The sequence below is a fragment of the Novosphingobium sp. FSW06-99 genome, from assembly GCF_001519065.1.
Lineage (GTDB): Bacteria > Pseudomonadota > Alphaproteobacteria > Sphingomonadales > Sphingomonadaceae > Novosphingobium.
In genome coordinates this window covers 185521-201798 of record NZ_KQ954254.1, presented here as the reverse complement: position 1 = coordinate 201798, position 16278 = coordinate 185521, and the positions used below count along the sequence as shown (strand labels likewise).

Annotated in this window: 11 protein-coding genes; 6 read left to right on the top strand and 5 right to left on the bottom strand. The window is 66.3% G+C overall.

The features are described from left to right. The first annotated feature begins 230 nt into the window (after positions 1-230). The 3 genes from AQZ49_RS07710 (at position 231) to AQZ49_RS07700 (ending at position 4944) form a co-directional block, all read left to right on the top strand. Entirely contained in the window at positions 231-1262 is a 1032-nt protein-coding gene (locus AQZ49_RS07710; protein ID WP_067614642.1) for a quinone-dependent dihydroorotate dehydrogenase, read from the top strand. A gap of 10 nt (positions 1263-1272) precedes the next feature. After that, the gene (gene ggt, locus AQZ49_RS07705) at positions 1273-2994 is read left to right on the top strand and encodes a gamma-glutamyltransferase (protein WP_231739024.1); all 1722 of its coding nucleotides are present in this window, start codon (positions 1273-1275) and stop codon (positions 2992-2994) included. A 147-nt stretch (positions 2995-3141) separates the two neighbouring features. Continuing rightward, positions 3142-4944, top strand: coding sequence for an AMP-dependent synthetase/ligase (locus AQZ49_RS07700; protein ID WP_067614640.1), 1803 nt, complete (start codon positions 3142-3144; stop codon positions 4942-4944). Here the strand turns inward: AQZ49_RS07700 and AQZ49_RS07695 are convergent. Beyond that, a complete protein-coding gene (locus tag AQZ49_RS07695; RefSeq protein WP_067614638.1) occupies positions 4941-5468 on the bottom strand; it encodes a hypothetical protein in 528 nt (175 codons plus the stop codon). The genes AQZ49_RS07700 and AQZ49_RS07695 overlap by 4 nt on opposite strands. 183 nt (positions 5469-5651) lie before the next feature. Then, positions 5652-6578, bottom strand: coding sequence for a hypothetical protein (locus AQZ49_RS07690; RefSeq protein WP_067614636.1), 927 nt, complete (start codon positions 6576-6578; stop codon positions 5652-5654). A gap of 224 nt (positions 6579-6802) precedes the next feature. Between AQZ49_RS07690 and AQZ49_RS07685 the strand changes: the two genes are divergently transcribed. The 3 genes from AQZ49_RS07685 to AQZ49_RS07675 are packed head-to-tail and all read left to right on the top strand — an operon-like array spanning position 6803 to position 11612. After that, positions 6803-7849, top strand: a complete 1047-nt coding sequence (locus AQZ49_RS07685) for a ferritin-like domain-containing protein (protein WP_067614634.1) — start codon at positions 6803-6805, stop codon at positions 7847-7849. After that, positions 7846-9711 carry a hypothetical protein gene (locus AQZ49_RS07680; protein WP_067614632.1) on the top strand — a complete coding sequence of 622 codons (1866 nt, stop codon included), beginning with the start codon at positions 7846-7848 and terminating at the stop codon, positions 9709-9711. The genes AQZ49_RS07685 and AQZ49_RS07680 overlap by 4 nt, the downstream gene beginning before the upstream one ends. Beyond that, positions 9711-11612: a TonB-dependent receptor plug domain-containing protein gene (locus AQZ49_RS07675; protein WP_067614631.1), complete on the top strand. Its 1902-nt coding sequence runs from the start codon at positions 9711-9713 to the stop codon at positions 11610-11612. Before AQZ49_RS07680 ends, AQZ49_RS07675 begins: the two co-directional genes overlap by 1 nt. On the opposite strand, the gene AQZ49_RS07670 is transcribed toward AQZ49_RS07675, so the two are convergent. From AQZ49_RS07670 to AQZ49_RS07660, 3 genes are read right to left on the bottom strand one after another with little or no spacing between them, the layout of a single operon-like run. Next, a complete protein-coding gene (locus tag AQZ49_RS07670; protein WP_067614629.1) occupies positions 11607-12872 on the bottom strand; it encodes an O-antigen ligase family protein in 1266 nt (421 codons plus the stop codon). The two genes, AQZ49_RS07675 and AQZ49_RS07670, sit on opposite strands and share 6 nt — an antisense overlap. Beyond that, positions 12869-14059 carry a hypothetical protein gene (locus tag AQZ49_RS07665; RefSeq protein ID WP_156428203.1) on the bottom strand — a complete coding sequence of 397 codons (1191 nt, stop codon included), beginning with the start codon at positions 14057-14059 and terminating at the stop codon, positions 12869-12871. Before AQZ49_RS07665 ends, AQZ49_RS07670 begins: the two co-directional genes overlap by 4 nt. Further along, the gene (locus tag AQZ49_RS07660) at positions 14056-16245 is read right to left on the bottom strand and encodes a GumC family protein (protein ID WP_067614625.1); all 2190 of its coding nucleotides are present in this window, start codon (positions 16243-16245) and stop codon (positions 14056-14058) included. The genes AQZ49_RS07665 and AQZ49_RS07660 overlap by 4 nt, the downstream gene beginning before the upstream one ends. Positions 16246-16278: the final 33 nt, after the last annotated feature.

Here is a 16278-nt window from a genome sequence, read left to right as displayed (position 1 = left end):
ACTGCACCGAGCCCTTCGGGTCGCAAGAGGACTGCTAGGCGATCGTCCGATTCGTGAATTGTATGGATTCGACAAAAACGGTGACAGCCTTGCAACACTGTTGCCTGCAAATGCGCAAATCCGTGAATTGTCATGAAATTCGACTCATTTCCGGCTTGGCGACCGGGCTTCGGTCGCGCAAGGTAAGCTCATGTTCCATACCTGTTTTGTGATGTGATACCGATTTGACGATGTCCTATCGCCTGCTGCGCCCGCTGCTGTTCACCATCCCGGCCGAACCTGCCCATCGTCTGACGCTGGCGGCCCTGCAAGTGGCTCCGGTCCGGCGCAATACGCCGTTGGCGCCCACCCTGACCCAGCGCGTGGCAGGCATTCCCTTTCCCAACCCGATCGGGCTTGCCCCCGGTTTCGACAAGAACGCAACCGTGCCCGATGCCATGCTGGGGCTGGGGTTCGGGTTTGTCGAAGTGGGCACGGTCACCCCGCGCCCCCAGCAGGGCAACCCGCGTCCCCGGCTGTTCCGGCTGGTCGAAGATCGCGCGGTGATCAACCGCATGGGGTTTAACAACGACGGTGCAGAGGCCGTCGTGCGGCGGCTGTCGGCGCGTCCGTCGGGGTCGGGCATCATCGGGGTGAACATCGGGGCAAACAAGGATTCGCCCGACCGAATCGCCGACTATGCCGAAATGACGCGCATCATGGCCCCGCTCGCGCGTTATCTGACAGTCAACATTTCCTCGCCCAACACGCCCGGCCTGCGCGATCTGCAGGATGAAGGCGCGCTGGCCGCGCTGCTCGATGCGGTGATCATGGCGCGCGGGTCCAGCCCGACGCCGATTTTCCTGAAACTGGCCCCCGATCTCGACCGCGCAGAGATCGATGCGATCTGTCGCCTGGCGATCGACCGCCATATCGATGCGCTGATCGTGTCGAACACCACCGTGGCGCGTCCGCCGCTGCGATCGGCGCACGGCGGCGAAAGCGGCGGCCTGTCGGGCGAACCGTTGCGCGACATGGCGCTGGAATGCCTGCGCACGTTTCGCCGGGCCAGCGGCGGGATGATCCCGTTGATCGGGGTCGGCGGGATTGCCACGGTCGACGATGCCTGGGCCCGCATCCGCGCCGGGGCCAGCCTGGTGCAAGTCTATAGCGCGCTGGTCTATGAAGGGCCCGGCCTCGCCCGGCACCTGGTCAAGGGCCTGACCGAACGCATTCGCAAGGCCGGCATGGGCAGCATTGCCGAAGCGGTCGGCAGCGAATAGCGTGGCGCGCGTGATTCTCCGTCCGATCCACGCAGCGCTCGCTGCCTTCGTCGCGTTGTCGCTGGTTGCGCCCTCGCCTGGTTTCGCAGCCCCTGCCGGGGCCGACACGGGGGTAGTGTCCGCCGCCGATCCGCGCGCCGCTGCCGCCGGGGCGGAAATGCTGCGCGCGGGCGGCAGCGCGACCGACGCCGCGATCGCGACGATGCTGGCGCTCGGCGTGGTCGAGCCGCAAAGTTCCGGGATCGGCGGCGGCGGCTTTCTGCTGACCGGCAGTGCCGATGGCCATGTCGACAGCTTTGACGGGCGCGAAGCCGCACCGCAGGCCGCCGACACCCACTGGTTTTACCGCAATGGCGTCCCGCTGTCGCATGGCGCGGCGATCCCCGGCGGGCGCAGCGTGGGCGTGCCGGGCAATCTGGCGCTGGCCGCACTGGCCCATGACCGCCATGGCCGCCTGCCCTGGGCGCGGCTGTTCCAACCCGCGATCCGGCTGGCCCGCGACGGCTATGCGGTAACGCCGCGCCTGAATGCCACGCTCGAACTGGCCAAATCGGTCGCCACGATCGACCCGGCGGCGCGCGCGCTGTGGTTCGACGCCACGGGAAAGCCCCTGCCGGTGGGCACCGTGATCAAGAACCCGGCACAGGCGCAGATCCTCGAACGCATCGCCCGCGAAGGCCCCCAGGCATTCTATAGCGGCAGCAACGCCGCCGCCATCGTGCAGCACGTGTCGACCAGCCCGATCAATCCCGCACCGATGACCACTGCCGATCTGGCCGCCTATCATGCCCGCATGGTTGACCCGGTCTGCGCGCCCTATCGCCAATGGCGTGTGTGCGGCATGGGGCCGCCCTCGGCCGGCGGCATCATCGTGCTCCAGGTGCTGGGCATGCTCGAACGCTTTGACCTGAAGACGCTCGGCGCGGCCTCGCCCGTGGCGTGGCACCTGATCGCAGAGGCCGAGCGGCTGGCCTTTGCCGACCGCGACCGGTTTGTCGCCGACCCCGCGTTCGTTTCGGTGCCGGTCAAGGGCTTGCTCGATCCGACCTATATCGCCGGGCGATCGGCGCTGATCCACGAGGGCACCACGATGGCCAGTGCCTTGCCGGGACAACCGGCGGGCGCGGACGACCGGTTCGCACTTGCCGCGCCGGTCGACGAACACGGTACCACCCATTTCGTGGCGGTCGATGCGCAAGGCGATGTCGCCAGCTATACCTCGACGGTGGAAAGCGCGTTCGGATCGGGCCTGATTGTCAATGGCTATGTGCTCAACAACGAATTGACCGATTTCAACCTCGATCCCGATCGCAACGGAAAGCCGACCGCCAACCGGGTGGAACCGGGCAAGCAACCGCGCAGTTCGATGAGCCCGGTGGTGGTCTATGACCGCGCGGGCCGTGTGCAACTGGTCACCGGTGCAGCGGGCGGCGCGACGATCCCGGTGCAGGTGATCCGCGTGCTGATCGGCACGCTCGACTGGGGCCAGGATGCGCGCGCCGCGATCACCCAGGGCGTGGTGATGCCGTTCCCCGAAGGGTCTGGCCCGCCGGTGCTGGGCGTCGAAGCGGGCACCAGTCTGGAGGCGATGATCCCCGCGCTCACCGCGCTTGGCCATGCCCGCGTGGTCGCGATCCCGATGCGGCTGAAGGCCAACGCGATCGAACGCACCGCCGGCGGTTGGCGCGGTGCCGCCGACCCGCGCAGCGAAGGCGCCAGCGCCTCACCGTAAGAGTCTGACACGAAACTCGCGAAAGGGCGAGTTTCGAAGTCGGCAGTGTCGGGTCAGACACTGAGCGCATTTGTCGCAGTCCTGCTTGCCGTGGCGTATCGCGCCGCCTAGGTTGCGCGCGACGATGGCAGAGGATCGCACCGGGCTGTGCAACTGACCGATTTTGACCGCTACCCCAACCTGGTGGCGATGTTCCTTGACCGCGCGAAAGAGCGCGGGGCCAAGCCGATGCTCGCGTCCAAGCGTGACGGCACGTGGCAAGCAATCGACTGGACCACCGCCGCCGAGCAGGTGTGCCTGTTGGCGCAGGCGCTGCGCGATATCGGGCTGAATGCGGGCGACCGCGTGGCGCTGGTGTCGGAAAACCGGCCCGAATGGTGCATCGCCGATCTGGCGATCATGGCCGCCGGGCTGGTGACGGTGCCCACCTACACCACCAACACCGAACGCGACCACCACCATATCCTGGAAAATTCGGGCGCGCGGGCGATCATCGTGTCGACCCAGAAACTGGCCCAGCCGCTGCTGGCCGCTGCGTTGCGCACGCCCAATGTCGAACATGTCATCGGCATGACCCCGCTGCGGCGGATGCAGACCGGCGCGTTGAGCTTTCACGACTGGGACGCGTTGCTGGCGGGCGATGCGGCCAGTGCCCGCGCCGCCACCGATGCGCGCCTTGCCACGATCGGGCGTGATGATCTGGCATGCATCATCTACACCAGCGGCACCGGCGGCGCGCCGCGCGGCGTGCGCCAGCACCATGGCGCGATCTTGCGCAATGTCGATGGCGCCGCGCATATCCTGACCGAGGATTTCGGCTGGGACGACGAAGTGTTCCTGTCGTTCCTGCCGCTCAGCCATGCTTATGAACACAGCGCCGGGCAGTTCCTGCCGATCGGCATGGGCGGATGCATCCATTATGCCGAAAGCCTGGAAAAGCTGGCCGCCAATATCGAGGAAGTGCGCCCGTCGCTGATGGTGGTGGTGCCGCGCCTGTTCGAAGTGCTGCGCACGCGGATCATGAAACAGGTGGAAAAGCAGGGTCGATTGCCCGCACTGCTGATGCACCAGGCGGTGGCGCTGGCCACGCGCCGCGCGGCGGGCAAGCCCCGGCTGTCCGACCGGTTGCTCGACGTGGTGCTCGAACACAGCCTGCGGCCAAAGATCCGCGCGCGGTTCGGCGGGCGGATGAAGGCACTGGTGTCGGGCGGCGCACCGCTCAATCCCGATGTCGGGGTGTTTTTCGCCGCGATGGGCCTGACCATGCTGCAAGGCTATGGCCAGACCGAGGCCGGGCCGGTGATATCGGTCAATCGCCCGCGCGCCGGCATCCGCATGGATACGGTCGGCCCGCCGATGCGCAAGGTCGAGGTGCATATTGCCGACGACGGCGAGATCCTGGTGCGCGGCGAACTGGTGATGCACGGCTATTGGCAGGCCGCGGCGGAAACCGCGCGCACGATCCGCGACGGCTGGCTGCACACCGGCGACATCGGCCATATCGACAGCGCCGGGCGGATCGTCATCACCGACCGCAAGAAGGACATGATCGTCAACGACAAGGGCGACAACATCTCGCCCCAGAAAGTCGAAGGCATGCTGACCCTGCAACCCGAGATCGCCCAGGCGATGGTCAGCGGCGACAAGCGCCCCTATGTCGTCGGCCTGATCGTGCCCGATGCCGAATGGGCGCTCGATTGGGCGCGTGCGGCGGACGAACATTTCGACATGGCCGCGCTGCAGGATCTGCCCGCGTTCCGCACCGCGATCCGCACCGCAATCGACCGGGTCAACGCCGACTTGTCGGTAATCGAAAAAGTGCGCCAGTTCGCCTTTGCCGACGAACCTTTCGCGATCGACAACGAGGAACTGACCCCGTCGATGAAAATCCGCCGTCACAAGATCCGCGAACGCTATGGCGCGCGGATCGACGCTTTGTATCGCGGTTAAGCGGCTTCCAGCTCGACGAAATCGGGGACGAACATCGGTTCGCGGCGCGACCAGCCCGGCGCGGTAGCGGCGGCCTCGCTGATCGACTGGAGCAGGCCCTTGCGGCGGTCGGGGCGGATGCGCGGCAGCGCGGCGGCGCCGCAGAACGCGGCCGGCAGCCATGGCCGCACATCGGCCCCAAGCAGGCGTTCGTACAAAAAGCGATAGGCGCAGAAACCGGCCAGCCGTTCCTGCGCAAGATCGAACGTGGTTACGCGCAGCAGCGGCCCCATCACGGTTTCGATCGCATCGAGACCTTCTTCGGTGCCCAGCGCGCGACGCAGCAGCTTCAGATCCTGATAGACGACATATTGCGCGCGGATCGAGGCAGTCTCTTCGCCATTGCGCGCCCAGCGCCGGAACGCATCGCTGCGGCCCAGGCCGACATCGAGACTGCGGCGGATATAGCGCTGCTCACAAGCGGAAAAGGCCGCAAATTCGCGCATTTCGGCGACGATCAACTGTGCGTTCGGCGTATAGGACATGGCCCGTAACTCCCGGGCGCCGCTGTCTGCCTGGCCTGTCTTGCACCATGCGTCCGCCCGAATCGCAGTCTACGCCGCGATGGTTAGCAAGGCGTTAAATGGTTAACCCGGCGCAGCCCGCGGGCGGGCTGCAGATCGCGGACAAACCCCGCGCGCCCGGGCCCGCCAGCGCAAACGCCATTGTCAGGGTTTCCAATGCCCGATGTCGGACCATGTCGGCGCACGCGCGGTGGGCGGCGATACTGACAGGGCGGCGGCCTGCGGAGGCTTGGGCGGGTTGAACAACTGGCACGCCGGCAATGTTGCCGGATCGAGCCCGGCGACTTCGCTCCACAGATCGGAACCGGGCTGGGTCGGGGCGAAATGCGTGTAATTCTGGCTGACGATCGGGGCATTGGCCGGGGCGAGCGGATAGCCTGAAAAATAGAAACTTTGCGGCAGGACCGCGCCTGCGGCATCGGCCTGAAAGCCGTATCCGAACAGGATGCCGCCATCGGCGGTCCGGTCGGGACTGGCGCCCGCCTGCATCACATGACCGTCTGCCGCGCTGATCCAGAACGAATAGCCCTGCCCCCCTTTGCCGATCCGTGCGCTGTCTGCCGCGCTGTAGGGCAGATGGGTTATGAAATCCGGGCGGGGCGGGTGATTGAGCGGCGAGAACAGGCAGATTCTGGGCATCCATTTGGGCCTGGTGTCACCGGCCACGAAATAGGCGACATTGCCCAAGGAGATGAACTTGCACGAAAAATGGTTGTCGATCGGAAAAATCGGCAGGCAAAACCCGTCATAGCGCTCCATCATCGCGCCTTCGCCCGCGGCGCCGCGCCAGGTCGAATCATAGAATGTCGCACCCGACGAGGTCTGATAATCGGCGCCATCGCGCAAGGGCGCGGGCGGCCTGCCGGGATAGGGCGGCGGCACTTGCCGATATCCGGAAAACACCCGGTACATCGTCCAATCCGCCTGCCAAAACACCGGCCAGACCGGATCAGCCGGGTCGCCCTTGGCGCGCGGATAGATGCAGCTCGGCTCCTGACAGGGACTTGCATCAGCCGGGTTGTGCGTCCCGTAGGTCTGGTAGACTTGCCCGATCGAAGCAGGCGAACACATGAGTGCCGACAAAACAACTGCAAATATGGTAAATATGTGACGCATAACACCCTCCACCACGCAGTTGTGACTTATCGAAGCAAAAGATAACATGATTTTTTTGACTTGCAAACAAACCGATTCGCGACGACGATTGTCGACAACAGGCATAGGATTGCTCTGAATCGAATAACTTCATTCTGGAAGCAATTTTTTGAACCGGCGTTATTGACGGAGAGCAAGTTATGGTCATGCTGACCTGGAAGGAGCCTCAGGGGGTCTTCGACATCCAGCGACTCGTGCAGAACGCGATCGATCTCGAGTTTGCGACGCTACCGCCTTATCTCTACGCGAAGTTCACGATCCTGCCGGGCACCAACGCGGCAGCCCTGGCCCTGCTGGATTCGATCATCAGGCAGGAAATGATCCACATGTGTCTGGCCTGCAACATTCTCAACGCGATCGGCGGCACGCCTGCGGTCACCCCCCCGCACTATCCCGGCCCCCTGCCCGGCGGAGTTGCCAAAGGGCTGACGGTCGGCCTGTTGCCGTTCACGCCGGCGGCGATTGCGCAGGGCATGGCGATCGAGGCACCCGACGAACCGATCAAGCCCCGCGTGGCGCTGGCCATAGGCCAGGATGAAGACGTGTCGATCGGCGAATACTACCACCGCATCGATATCGCCTTGTCGAAACTGCCGGCAAGCGACTGGACGGTAGGCCGCAACCAGATCGGCGATGCGCAGTTCTTTCAGGGCCAGATCTTCGATGTGAACGGCTATGCCGATGCCCACCGCGCCATCAACCAGATCGTGTCCGAAGGCGAAGGCACCCCGGTTCGCCCCGACCAGCCCGGCAGCCCGCTCGATTTCCAGCACGATCTGGCCCATTATTACCGGTTCTGGGAAATCGCCCAGAACCGGGTGCTGACCCAGGCCGACGATGGTTCGAACTACACCTGGGGGGCGCCGCTCGGGGTTGACTGGCAGGCCGCCTATCCCGCCATTGCCAATCCGCAAGAGCATGATTTCGTCCACGACCCGGCCCCTGCACAAGCCGCGCAGGCGGCATGCAACGCCGCCTTCACCGCCATGGTCGATGCGCTGGGCAAGGCGTTTGCCGGATCGGCAGGCGAACTTGGGGTTGCTGTGCGCGCGATGTTCGACTTGCGCATGGCAGCAATGGCGGCACTCAACGCCCCGCTCGCAGACGGCACACACGTCTCGGGCCCCGCGTTCGTCTATCTGGGCGGACAAGCGACCACGACGCAAACCGAGGGAGCCGCAGCATGAGCGTCCTGGACAAGCCCCGCGTCTATTTCAAAGGCGAAATCGCCTGGGACCCGGTCACCACCAACAACTATGGCCCGCCCGATTCGGGCACATTCCAGGCCGCCGCCGCCTACGACGAAGACGCGTGTACGCCCTTGCTCAACAACGCTCCGTTCGCGGCAAAAGTGGCCGCATTCCGCCAGACCGCTGTCGACGAGATCGTCTCGGCAGGTAGCTGGAACCCCCACGGCAGCTATCGCTCGCCCTTTTTCAACACCGCTGTTTCGGGCGTCGATGCGGGTAACGGGCTGGATACCGACGATCCCTTCGTCAGCGCACCGGTGAATTTCACCGGCATGCTGATCGATTCAGAACCTTATGGGGCGTGGAGTTCGCAACTGTTTTTCGACGACATCGCCTTTGGCATTGCCGGGGGGTGCCATGTATCGGGCCGGCGATCGATCCGGCTGAACGACCGCTTCATCAATTTCAACGCCAATCCCGCCAACAACATGATTGCCGGGATCGCCTCGGTGATGTGGCAGACCTGCTTTGCCAAAGACGACGGCCTGGTGATCGACCCGCACAATTCGGGCGTGCTGGCCGCACTGGCAAGGGCGATGGACGATCCGGCCGTGGCCGGTCTGATGCTGCGTTTTACGACTTATCGCACGATCTATTACGACGATCCAACGCTGGCGAACCGTTCGCCGGCCGCCGCCGCCGCGGGGGCCGCGTTGCAGGCCAAGATCAGGGCGGGCGGGTTTCAGCCCAATCCCGCGCGCAGCCTGCTGGTCGGCACGCTGGGCCTGTGGCGTCGGGACGAAGTGCCGACCGAGGCGTGCGAGCGGGCGCTGGTCTCGACCATGGCGACGATCCCCGGCTTCAATTCGCCAACCTTGCAGACCAATGCCGGGCCCGCCGTCGGCACGGCCTTTGCGCGCGTCGGCGCAGCCGGGATCGCGCTCGACCTGTCGAATGCCATCCCCTGCGCCGACCGCGCGGGTGAAAAGATCGATATCGGCACGCTGGAACTCGTCGCAGCCGATCCCGCACCCGCGGTTGCCATCACCACAGTCGCCACGATCCCCTTCTCGCACTATGATCGCGCCGCCTACGAGGCCACGTCGGGGATCGTCGATATCCCGCTCGCGCCCGCGCTGGCCGCGCAACTGGCCGGGATGGACCTGTCGATCAAAGGCCCCGATGGCACGACCTATCTGCAGGAGGCGCCGCTGCGCGCGGTGCCGTCGATGCCCAACCTCTATGCCAACCAGGGCGATCGCGCCCATGTCGAGGTGCAGGTCTATCAGCGCGGGGCAGTCGCACCGGCGGGCGTTGCGGTCGTGATGTCGGACATGGCCGCGACACAGGCAACGCATCTGGCGGCCACCACCGATGCCGACGGGCGCGTGCAGTTTGCGCTGGAGACCGGTACACCAACGGTTGACGGACTGGTGTTCCAGGCCGGTCCCGATCCGGTGCTGCCAATCGGCAACGCATTCAACCCGCTGATCCAGACCTACATGTATCTGCGTGTTCTGCCGCAGGACGAAAAGATCGCCGCGCTGGCCCCCACCTGGGACAATGTGCACACTTATGTCCTGTCGAGTTGGGAAGCGATGGCTCCGTGCATGGACAACTGGTTGCGGTTGGGCGACGAGGCGCAAGTGCTCGCCTATGCGCCGATCATCCGCAAGCTGACCGATCCTGCCAATTTCGAGGCGTTCCGCTATATGCCGCCGACGCGAGACCTGACCGTCGGGCAGCGCAGCCTGCTCTATCGCTTTCTTGATCAAGGCGCGGGCGCGGTGCAGGCAGGCACGACGGAACCGGACCGGGTGGACATCCACAAGCTCAGCCGGGCCATGCGCAGCACCTGATGACAGGCCTTCCTTGCAGCCGACCGGGCCACGCGCGCGGTCTGGTCGGGATTGCGGCGCTGGCAGGGCTGTGCCTGCCGGGCGCGGTGCATGCCCAGTCCATCGATCCGCAACTGGTGGTCACCGGATCGCGCACCGGTGATACGGTCGGCCTGACCAGCCTTGGCACGGCCGGGATTGCCGGGATTGCCGACCGGCAAAGCGATTCGCTGCTCGATGTGCTCAACGATGTGCCAGGCGTTCGGGCGTTTTCGACCGGCGGTCCCGGTGGGGGCAGTTTCCTGTCGGTGCGCGGCGGACAGCCGAATTTCACCATGGTCCAGCTCGACGGCATCAGGCTGAACGATCCGACCAACAGCGCGGGGGAATCGTTCGATTTCACGCTGCTGGACCCGCAACTTGTGCAACGGATCGATGTGTCACGCATCGCGGATTCGGCCATTTACGGGTCGGACGCACTGTCGGGCGTGGTGCAGATCGTGCCGCGCGATCCGGCATCCGGGGCGCTGGTGACAGGGGCGCAAGCCTGGGTCGACACCCTGGCCGGAAGCGCCGCTTCGGCCAGCGCGACCGGCGGTTGGGGCAGTGGCGGCGCGATCGTCGGACTGGGCCATCGCGACAGCGGGCGCGGCGATCCGGCGGGCGGGTTGCGCCGCGATCAGGCGCTGACCAGGTTCGACCAGCACATCGGCGATTACCGGCTGAGTGCAACCGTGCTCTATGCCCATAGCCTTGCGCGGGATTTTCCCGAAGACAGCGGCGGCCCCGATCTGGCGATCGATCGCACACTGGAACAACGCCGCACCACCCTGGTAGCGACCGCGCTGGCGTTGCGCGGCAATGCCGAAGCCACGATCCGACCGGCGCTGAGTGCAAGCTGGTCGCACCTCGATGCCGACATCGACACCCCTGCGATTGCACCGGGCGTGCTGTCGGGCGTGCCTGCAGAGATCGCCGCAAACCGCTTTACCCGGCTCGAAATCGTTGCCGACGTGGCCGCCCGTCTTGGCGTGCTCACCGCGTCGGCTGGCGCGGCGGTGCTGCGCGAGGACGGGACGAGCACCGGGTCGATCGATTATGGCGTTGTGCTGCCGGTCCGCTTTGCGCTGACCCGCGTGATCCACAGCGGCTTTGCCGAGGCGAGCCTGCGCCCGCTTGGCGGGATCGCGGTCAACGCTGCCTTGCGTCATGATCAGTTGGCGGGCGGTACAGGCGTGTGGACCGGGCGCGGCGGCGTGACCTGGCAACCGATGCCCGTTGGCCCGACGCTGTTTTCGCACATTGCCAACGGCTATATGCTGCCCAGCCTTTATGCGCTGGGCAACCCGCTGGTCGGCGATCCGGCGTTGAAACCCGAACGCAGCCGCGCGGTCGAGGCCGGGGTGGAATGGCAACGGGACGGCAACCGGCTGGCGTTCAGCGCCTTCGACAACCGCTTTCACGACCTGATCGACTTCGATCCGACCGTGTTTCACCTCGTCAACCGGGACACGGTCTCGGCACGGGGGATCGAGGCGGCGGCCACCGTGGCGCTGGACCATGACTGGTCGCTTGGCGGCGCGGTCACGCGCATGTGGCTCGACAGCACCACGCCGCTGACCGGGCGCCCGAACTGGAACGGCAACGTGCATGTGGCGTGGGACCGGCACGCCTGGCACGCGCGCATCGCCGTGCGCGGCAACAGCGCATTCGATGACAGCGCGATCCCGACCGGCGCCGTCGTCACCCCCGGCCATCTGGCCGGCGATGCCGAACTGAGCTGGAATGCAACGCGCCGTCTCGATGTCGGGCTGGCCGTTCTGAACATGGCCAATGGCCACTGGCACGATGCCGTGGGCACCCCCGCCCTGGGGCGCAGCGTGCGGTTGACGCTCAGCGTGCCCTGGCGCACAGCCTCATGATTGCGCGATCATGGCACAGCACAGCGCGAACAGGCACGACAGCGCGGCGGTGCGCAACGGATAGTCGGCCAGACTGTGCACGAGCGCGACCGTAACCGCGATCGTCGCGGCCTGCGCCATCGGGTCGCCAGCCCTTGCGCGCCACAGCCCGACCGCACGGGGGGCAAACCAGCCAAGAAAAGCGATGATCGCCAGTACCCCGAACACCCCTGTCTCGATCAACAGCTCCAGCAGATCATCGTGGGCGTGGTTGACGAATGTCGGCCCGGCCAGTGCGGGGTCTTCATACCAGCGATAGATATCGGGAAAACTGCCAAGGCCGGTGCCCAGCACCCCATGATCGCGCAAAATCCGTATGCCGTTGACCAGGAAATCGTGCCGGCTGATTCCCGGCACGGCCCCGTGCCCGGTCAGATCGTTGGCAATCGGGCCGAACACCGCCAACCCGATCGCCGCCAGGGCCAGCAGGGGCAGGCCGACAACGATCGCGCGCCGCAGATCGGGCCGCGCCAGCGCCACCAGCGCAATCACCTCGACCGGCAGCAGCGCCATGCAGGCGAGCGACCGGTTGGCCAGCACGCCAATCACCAGCACCCCACCACAGACCGCCGCCATGACCCGACGGTCCCACCGGGCAGGCACAGGACAGACCGCCCCTGTCCCCAACGCCAGCGCCATCAGCAAAAAGCTGCTTTGATGGTTGCTGTTGGCAAACAGGCCCGGCCCCAGACCGTAGTTGGTGATGGCATAAGGATAGGGACCACCGCCCAGTTGCTGCGCCAGCCCGAGCAGGACCGACCCCAGCGCCAAGACCACGACCAGTCGCGCCGCGCTGTGCCAATCGGGGGCATGGCGCCCACGCATCACGACGAACACTGCCGCCGCCGGAATCGCCCAGGCAAGCGTGGCAAGTGAACGCCATGGTGACAGCGACAGTGTCAGCCACGGACGCGGCATGCCCAGCAGGTCAAAGCCCGCAGCGACCCGGTCACGCCCGGGCAGGTGTACCCAGATCGCCGGAGGCAAAGGTACGAACTGGACCAGCGCCAACAGCGCAACCGCCATGGCCCACGGGCCCAGCCCCGACCGGTGCCCCGCGCCCCCGTCGCGCCACATGCTGGCCGCGATCAGCAGCGCGCCGACCAGTTGCAGGGCATAGTTGGCCGGATAACCTGCCGCACTGGCCCCGCCCAACACCAGCGCGGCCGCCAGATAGCCAAGCGCAAGCCAGCGCATCGCCCGGTCGCGCAACGCGCTCATCGCGGCGCGGGGCCCGACAGGCGCAATTGACGCACCTGCACCGCCTGGCCACGCGCGTCATCAGTCGCCTGCGCGGCAATTTCAAGAGTTTGCGCCGCACAGTGGCCGGTCGGCACCACGAAGGGCAGATCGAGGCGCTGCGGCCCGGCCATGCCATTGTCGAGCGCCCGTTCGGCCAGCACGGCCCCATCATCGGCGCAGCGCGCGCGCAGCCGCAGCACGCCGGCCGCACCGCCCTGTGGCGCATAGACAAGCTGCAGCCGCCAGCGCCCTGGCATAGCCGTGACAAGCTGGCTGACCAGCGGCCCCGCCACCCGGCCATACGCGGTCAGCGCCAGCCCGCGCGCCCGATCGCGCTCGGCAACCCCCGCATCGCTGGCCTGCAACGCCCATCCAAAAGGCGGCGGCGCGGTCAGATCGGCGAAATCGGGGCTGTAGACCGGGCCTTGCGGCCGGGCCGTGGCGCGCAACCCGCCCAGCCACAGCGCGCGTGCGCGGGCATAAGCGCCGATGCGCACCATTTCGGCAACCGCGCTGGCGCGCGCGCGCGGATCGTCAAGTGCAGCGGCTGGCAAGGCGTCAACCAGCGCCAGGACCAGCGCTGCCGGTCGCTGTGTGCGCGCAAAGCCATCGAGGAACGGCGCCACCAGCGCGGGATGGCCCGACAACGCGGCGGCGGCCTGCGTGGCGTCGGCCGCGCGCGCGACATGCGCGCCCAGCTTGGCCGCCAGACCGTCGCCAAACACGCCATCGAGACGCTGCAGCGCGGATAGCTGAACCATGACCTGGGTCATGCCCCCACGATCGGCGGCCAGTCCCAGCAGCGCCAGATGTGGCCCGCCGGCATGCGGGTCGCGGCGTGCCGCCTCTTGCAACAGGGGCGCCGCCTCGGGCCGTGGCAGCAACGCGGCACCGGCCGCATAGAACGGTTCCCACGCCAATGGGGCCGAGGCCAGCGCCGCGCGCACGGTTGCCGGGGCTGCACCGTCAAGGCCGGTCAGCGCCCGCAGGCGGCCAAGATCGGCCGGACCAAACCCGCTCGCCCGGCGTGAATCCGGTGCCGGCCCGGCCAGACCGCTCGCCACCACGTCTGCCGCCATTGTCAGTGCCACCGCGCCGATCAGCGCAGCGCCGGTCAGCCCGGCCCGAATATGGCGTGGTTCGATCGGCCCGCCCACCAACCTCACTCGCCTCCGGGCATCTGCCCCAGTGACAGTCCGGGGTCGAACCGGGGCTTGCCCGATCCTTCGGAGGCGCGGTCATACTGATACTGGTATTGGTACCCATAGCTGCCGCTGCTGCGCGCGATCTTGGTCAGGACGATGCCCAGCACCGAGGCACCGGCCTCATCCAGACGACGGATCATTTCGTGGATGGTGTTGGTGCGGGTCTTGCGGCTTTCAACCACGACCACTGTCCCCTCTGCGACCGAACCGAGCAACGGCGCATCGGCGAGACCCAGCACCGGCGGTCCGTCGAGCACGACCTGGTCATAGTGCGCGGCCGCCTCGGCCACGATCGCGCCAAGCCGCACCGAGCTCAGCAGTTCGGCGGGCGAGCCTGTAAAACTGCCGACGGGCAGCAGGCTGACGTTGTCCAGAGTGGTGGGGCGGGCATAAGTGGCCAACGCATCCTCGCTGGCCAGCAAGTGCGCAAAGCCCAGTTCATGCGTCGTGCGCGAGGAAAACGTGGGGCGTCGCAGATCGGCGTCGATCAGCAGGACCTTGCGCCCCAGCCGCGCCGAAGTGACCGCGATCGCATAGGCCGTGGTCGATTTGCCTTCGCCGGGATGCGCCGATGTGACGAAAACCGTGCGCGGCATGCCTTTGGCGCGTGCAAATTTCAGCGCAGTCAGCGTCGAATAATAGGCCTCGGTCACTGCCGATTTGGGATCGGTCAGCGATTCGATCATCCTGGCGCCGCTGGCATCCATCGGAATATTGCCCAGCACGCGCAGGCCCAGCTTTTCCCGCGCATCGGCCGAAGTGCCGATAGTGTCGAACAGCAAGTGCACCACAAACGCCGCTGCCAATCCGGCCACCAGCCCGAAGAACAGGCCAACCCCGCAATTGAGCGCGATGTTGGGGCTGAAAGGCCGCTGCGGAATTTGCGCATCGTCGACCAGCGACACGTTGCTCTGGCCGATGCCCCCGGCCACGCCCACTTCCTTGAAGCGTTGCAGCAACGCATCGTAGAGCGTGCGGTTGGTATCGGCCTCGCGCTGAAGAATGTTGTACTGGATCGACCGGCTGCGCTCGTCCTGCACTTGCCCCTTGGCATTGGCAACGCGCGCGGCCAGGTCGGTTTCGGCCTGAAGCGCGGTGCGATAGGCCGCCAGCAACTGCGCCGCCTGATCCCCCGTGCCCCGGCTCTTTTCCGCCGCGATGGCCGCGTCGAGCCGTTCGATCTGAGCGGCCAGTTCCTGCATGGCGGGATAGTCGGGTTTGAACAGCCGGCTGTTCTGGGCATATTGCGCCTGCAGGGACGATCGCTGCACGATCAGCGGCGACAGCGCCGGGGCTGTTTCGAGCGCATGATCGGCGCTGCCGTTGCGCCACGCGCTTTCGGTCGCGATCCGTTTGACACGGGCCTGGTTGAGCGCCTCTTCCATCGCGGCAAGATCGGTAACCGACAGCGTGACGCCTTCGTTCGATTTGCCGTCGACGATCTGTCCCGGGGTGCGGAACAGATTTGAACGGATGGCATAGTCATCGACTGCCCGCTCGGATTCTTCCAGCGCGGTCTTGGTCCGCGCGAGCTGATCGCTGAGGAAGTGCCGGGCATAGGCCGAGGAATTGTACCGCCGTTCGAGGCTGCTGGCGATGAAGCCCTGGGCCATGCCCGAGGCGATGCGCGCCGCCATCGCCGGATCGGGCGAGGCAATGCTGACTTTCAGCAGCATGCTGTCCTTGACCGATTCGGCAACGGTGCTGGCGCTGATCCGGGCGGCGGCGCGTTTGACACGCTCGTCGCGCGTGCCGGTGGTGCCGCCATAGGCCGGAACGGCTGCCAGATTTAGATCTTCGGCCACGCGCCGGGTCAATGCGTCGCTGCGCAACAGGCCCAGTTGGGTGGCGATCACCTGCTGGTTGGCGATGAACGAGCGCGACGCCGCGCCCCGCGTGTTATCGAGCGATTCGGTCGCCGAGGGGTCGTATTCGAGCAGCGCAGAGGCGCGATAGAGTGGCGTTGCCAGCAACGACACACCCAGCCCCAGCAGCAACCCGCACAAGCCGACCGCCAGAATGATGCGATAGCGTTCCCCCACGATCCGCAGGATTTCGTGAATTTCCAGCGCATTGCGGGACATCGCCGCCCCCGGTTCGCGCTGTACGGCCGGTTTGGCCCCGACGACACTGTGCTGGTCCGTCATTGTTGCTGTCTCGTGTCTGGTACGGGGAGATTG

Coding starts and splice junctions, on each gene's coding strand:
- AQZ49_RS07685 (WP_067614634.1), top strand. CDS start 6,803: ATGGTCATGCTGACCTGGAAGGAGCCTCAGGGGGTCTTCGACATCCAG.
- AQZ49_RS07660 (WP_067614625.1), bottom strand. CDS start 16,245: ATGACGGACCAGCACAGTGTCGTCGGGGCCAAACCGGCCGTACAGCGC.
- AQZ49_RS07710 (WP_067614642.1), top strand. CDS start 231: ATGTCCTATCGCCTGCTGCGCCCGCTGCTGTTCACCATCCCGGCCGAA.
- AQZ49_RS07670 (WP_067614629.1), bottom strand. CDS start 12,872: ATGAGCGCGTTGCGCGACCGGGCGATGCGCTGGCTTGCGCTTGGCTAT.
- AQZ49_RS07675 (WP_067614631.1), top strand. CDS start 9,711: ATGACAGGCCTTCCTTGCAGCCGACCGGGCCACGCGCGCGGTCTGGTC.
- AQZ49_RS07695 (WP_067614638.1), bottom strand. CDS start 5,468: ATGTCCTATACGCCGAACGCACAGTTGATCGTCGCCGAAATGCGCGAA.
- AQZ49_RS07680 (WP_067614632.1), top strand. CDS start 7,846: ATGAGCGTCCTGGACAAGCCCCGCGTCTATTTCAAAGGCGAAATCGCC.
- AQZ49_RS07690 (WP_067614636.1), bottom strand. CDS start 6,578: ATGTGTTCGCCTGCTTCGATCGGGCAAGTCTACCAGACCTACGGGACG.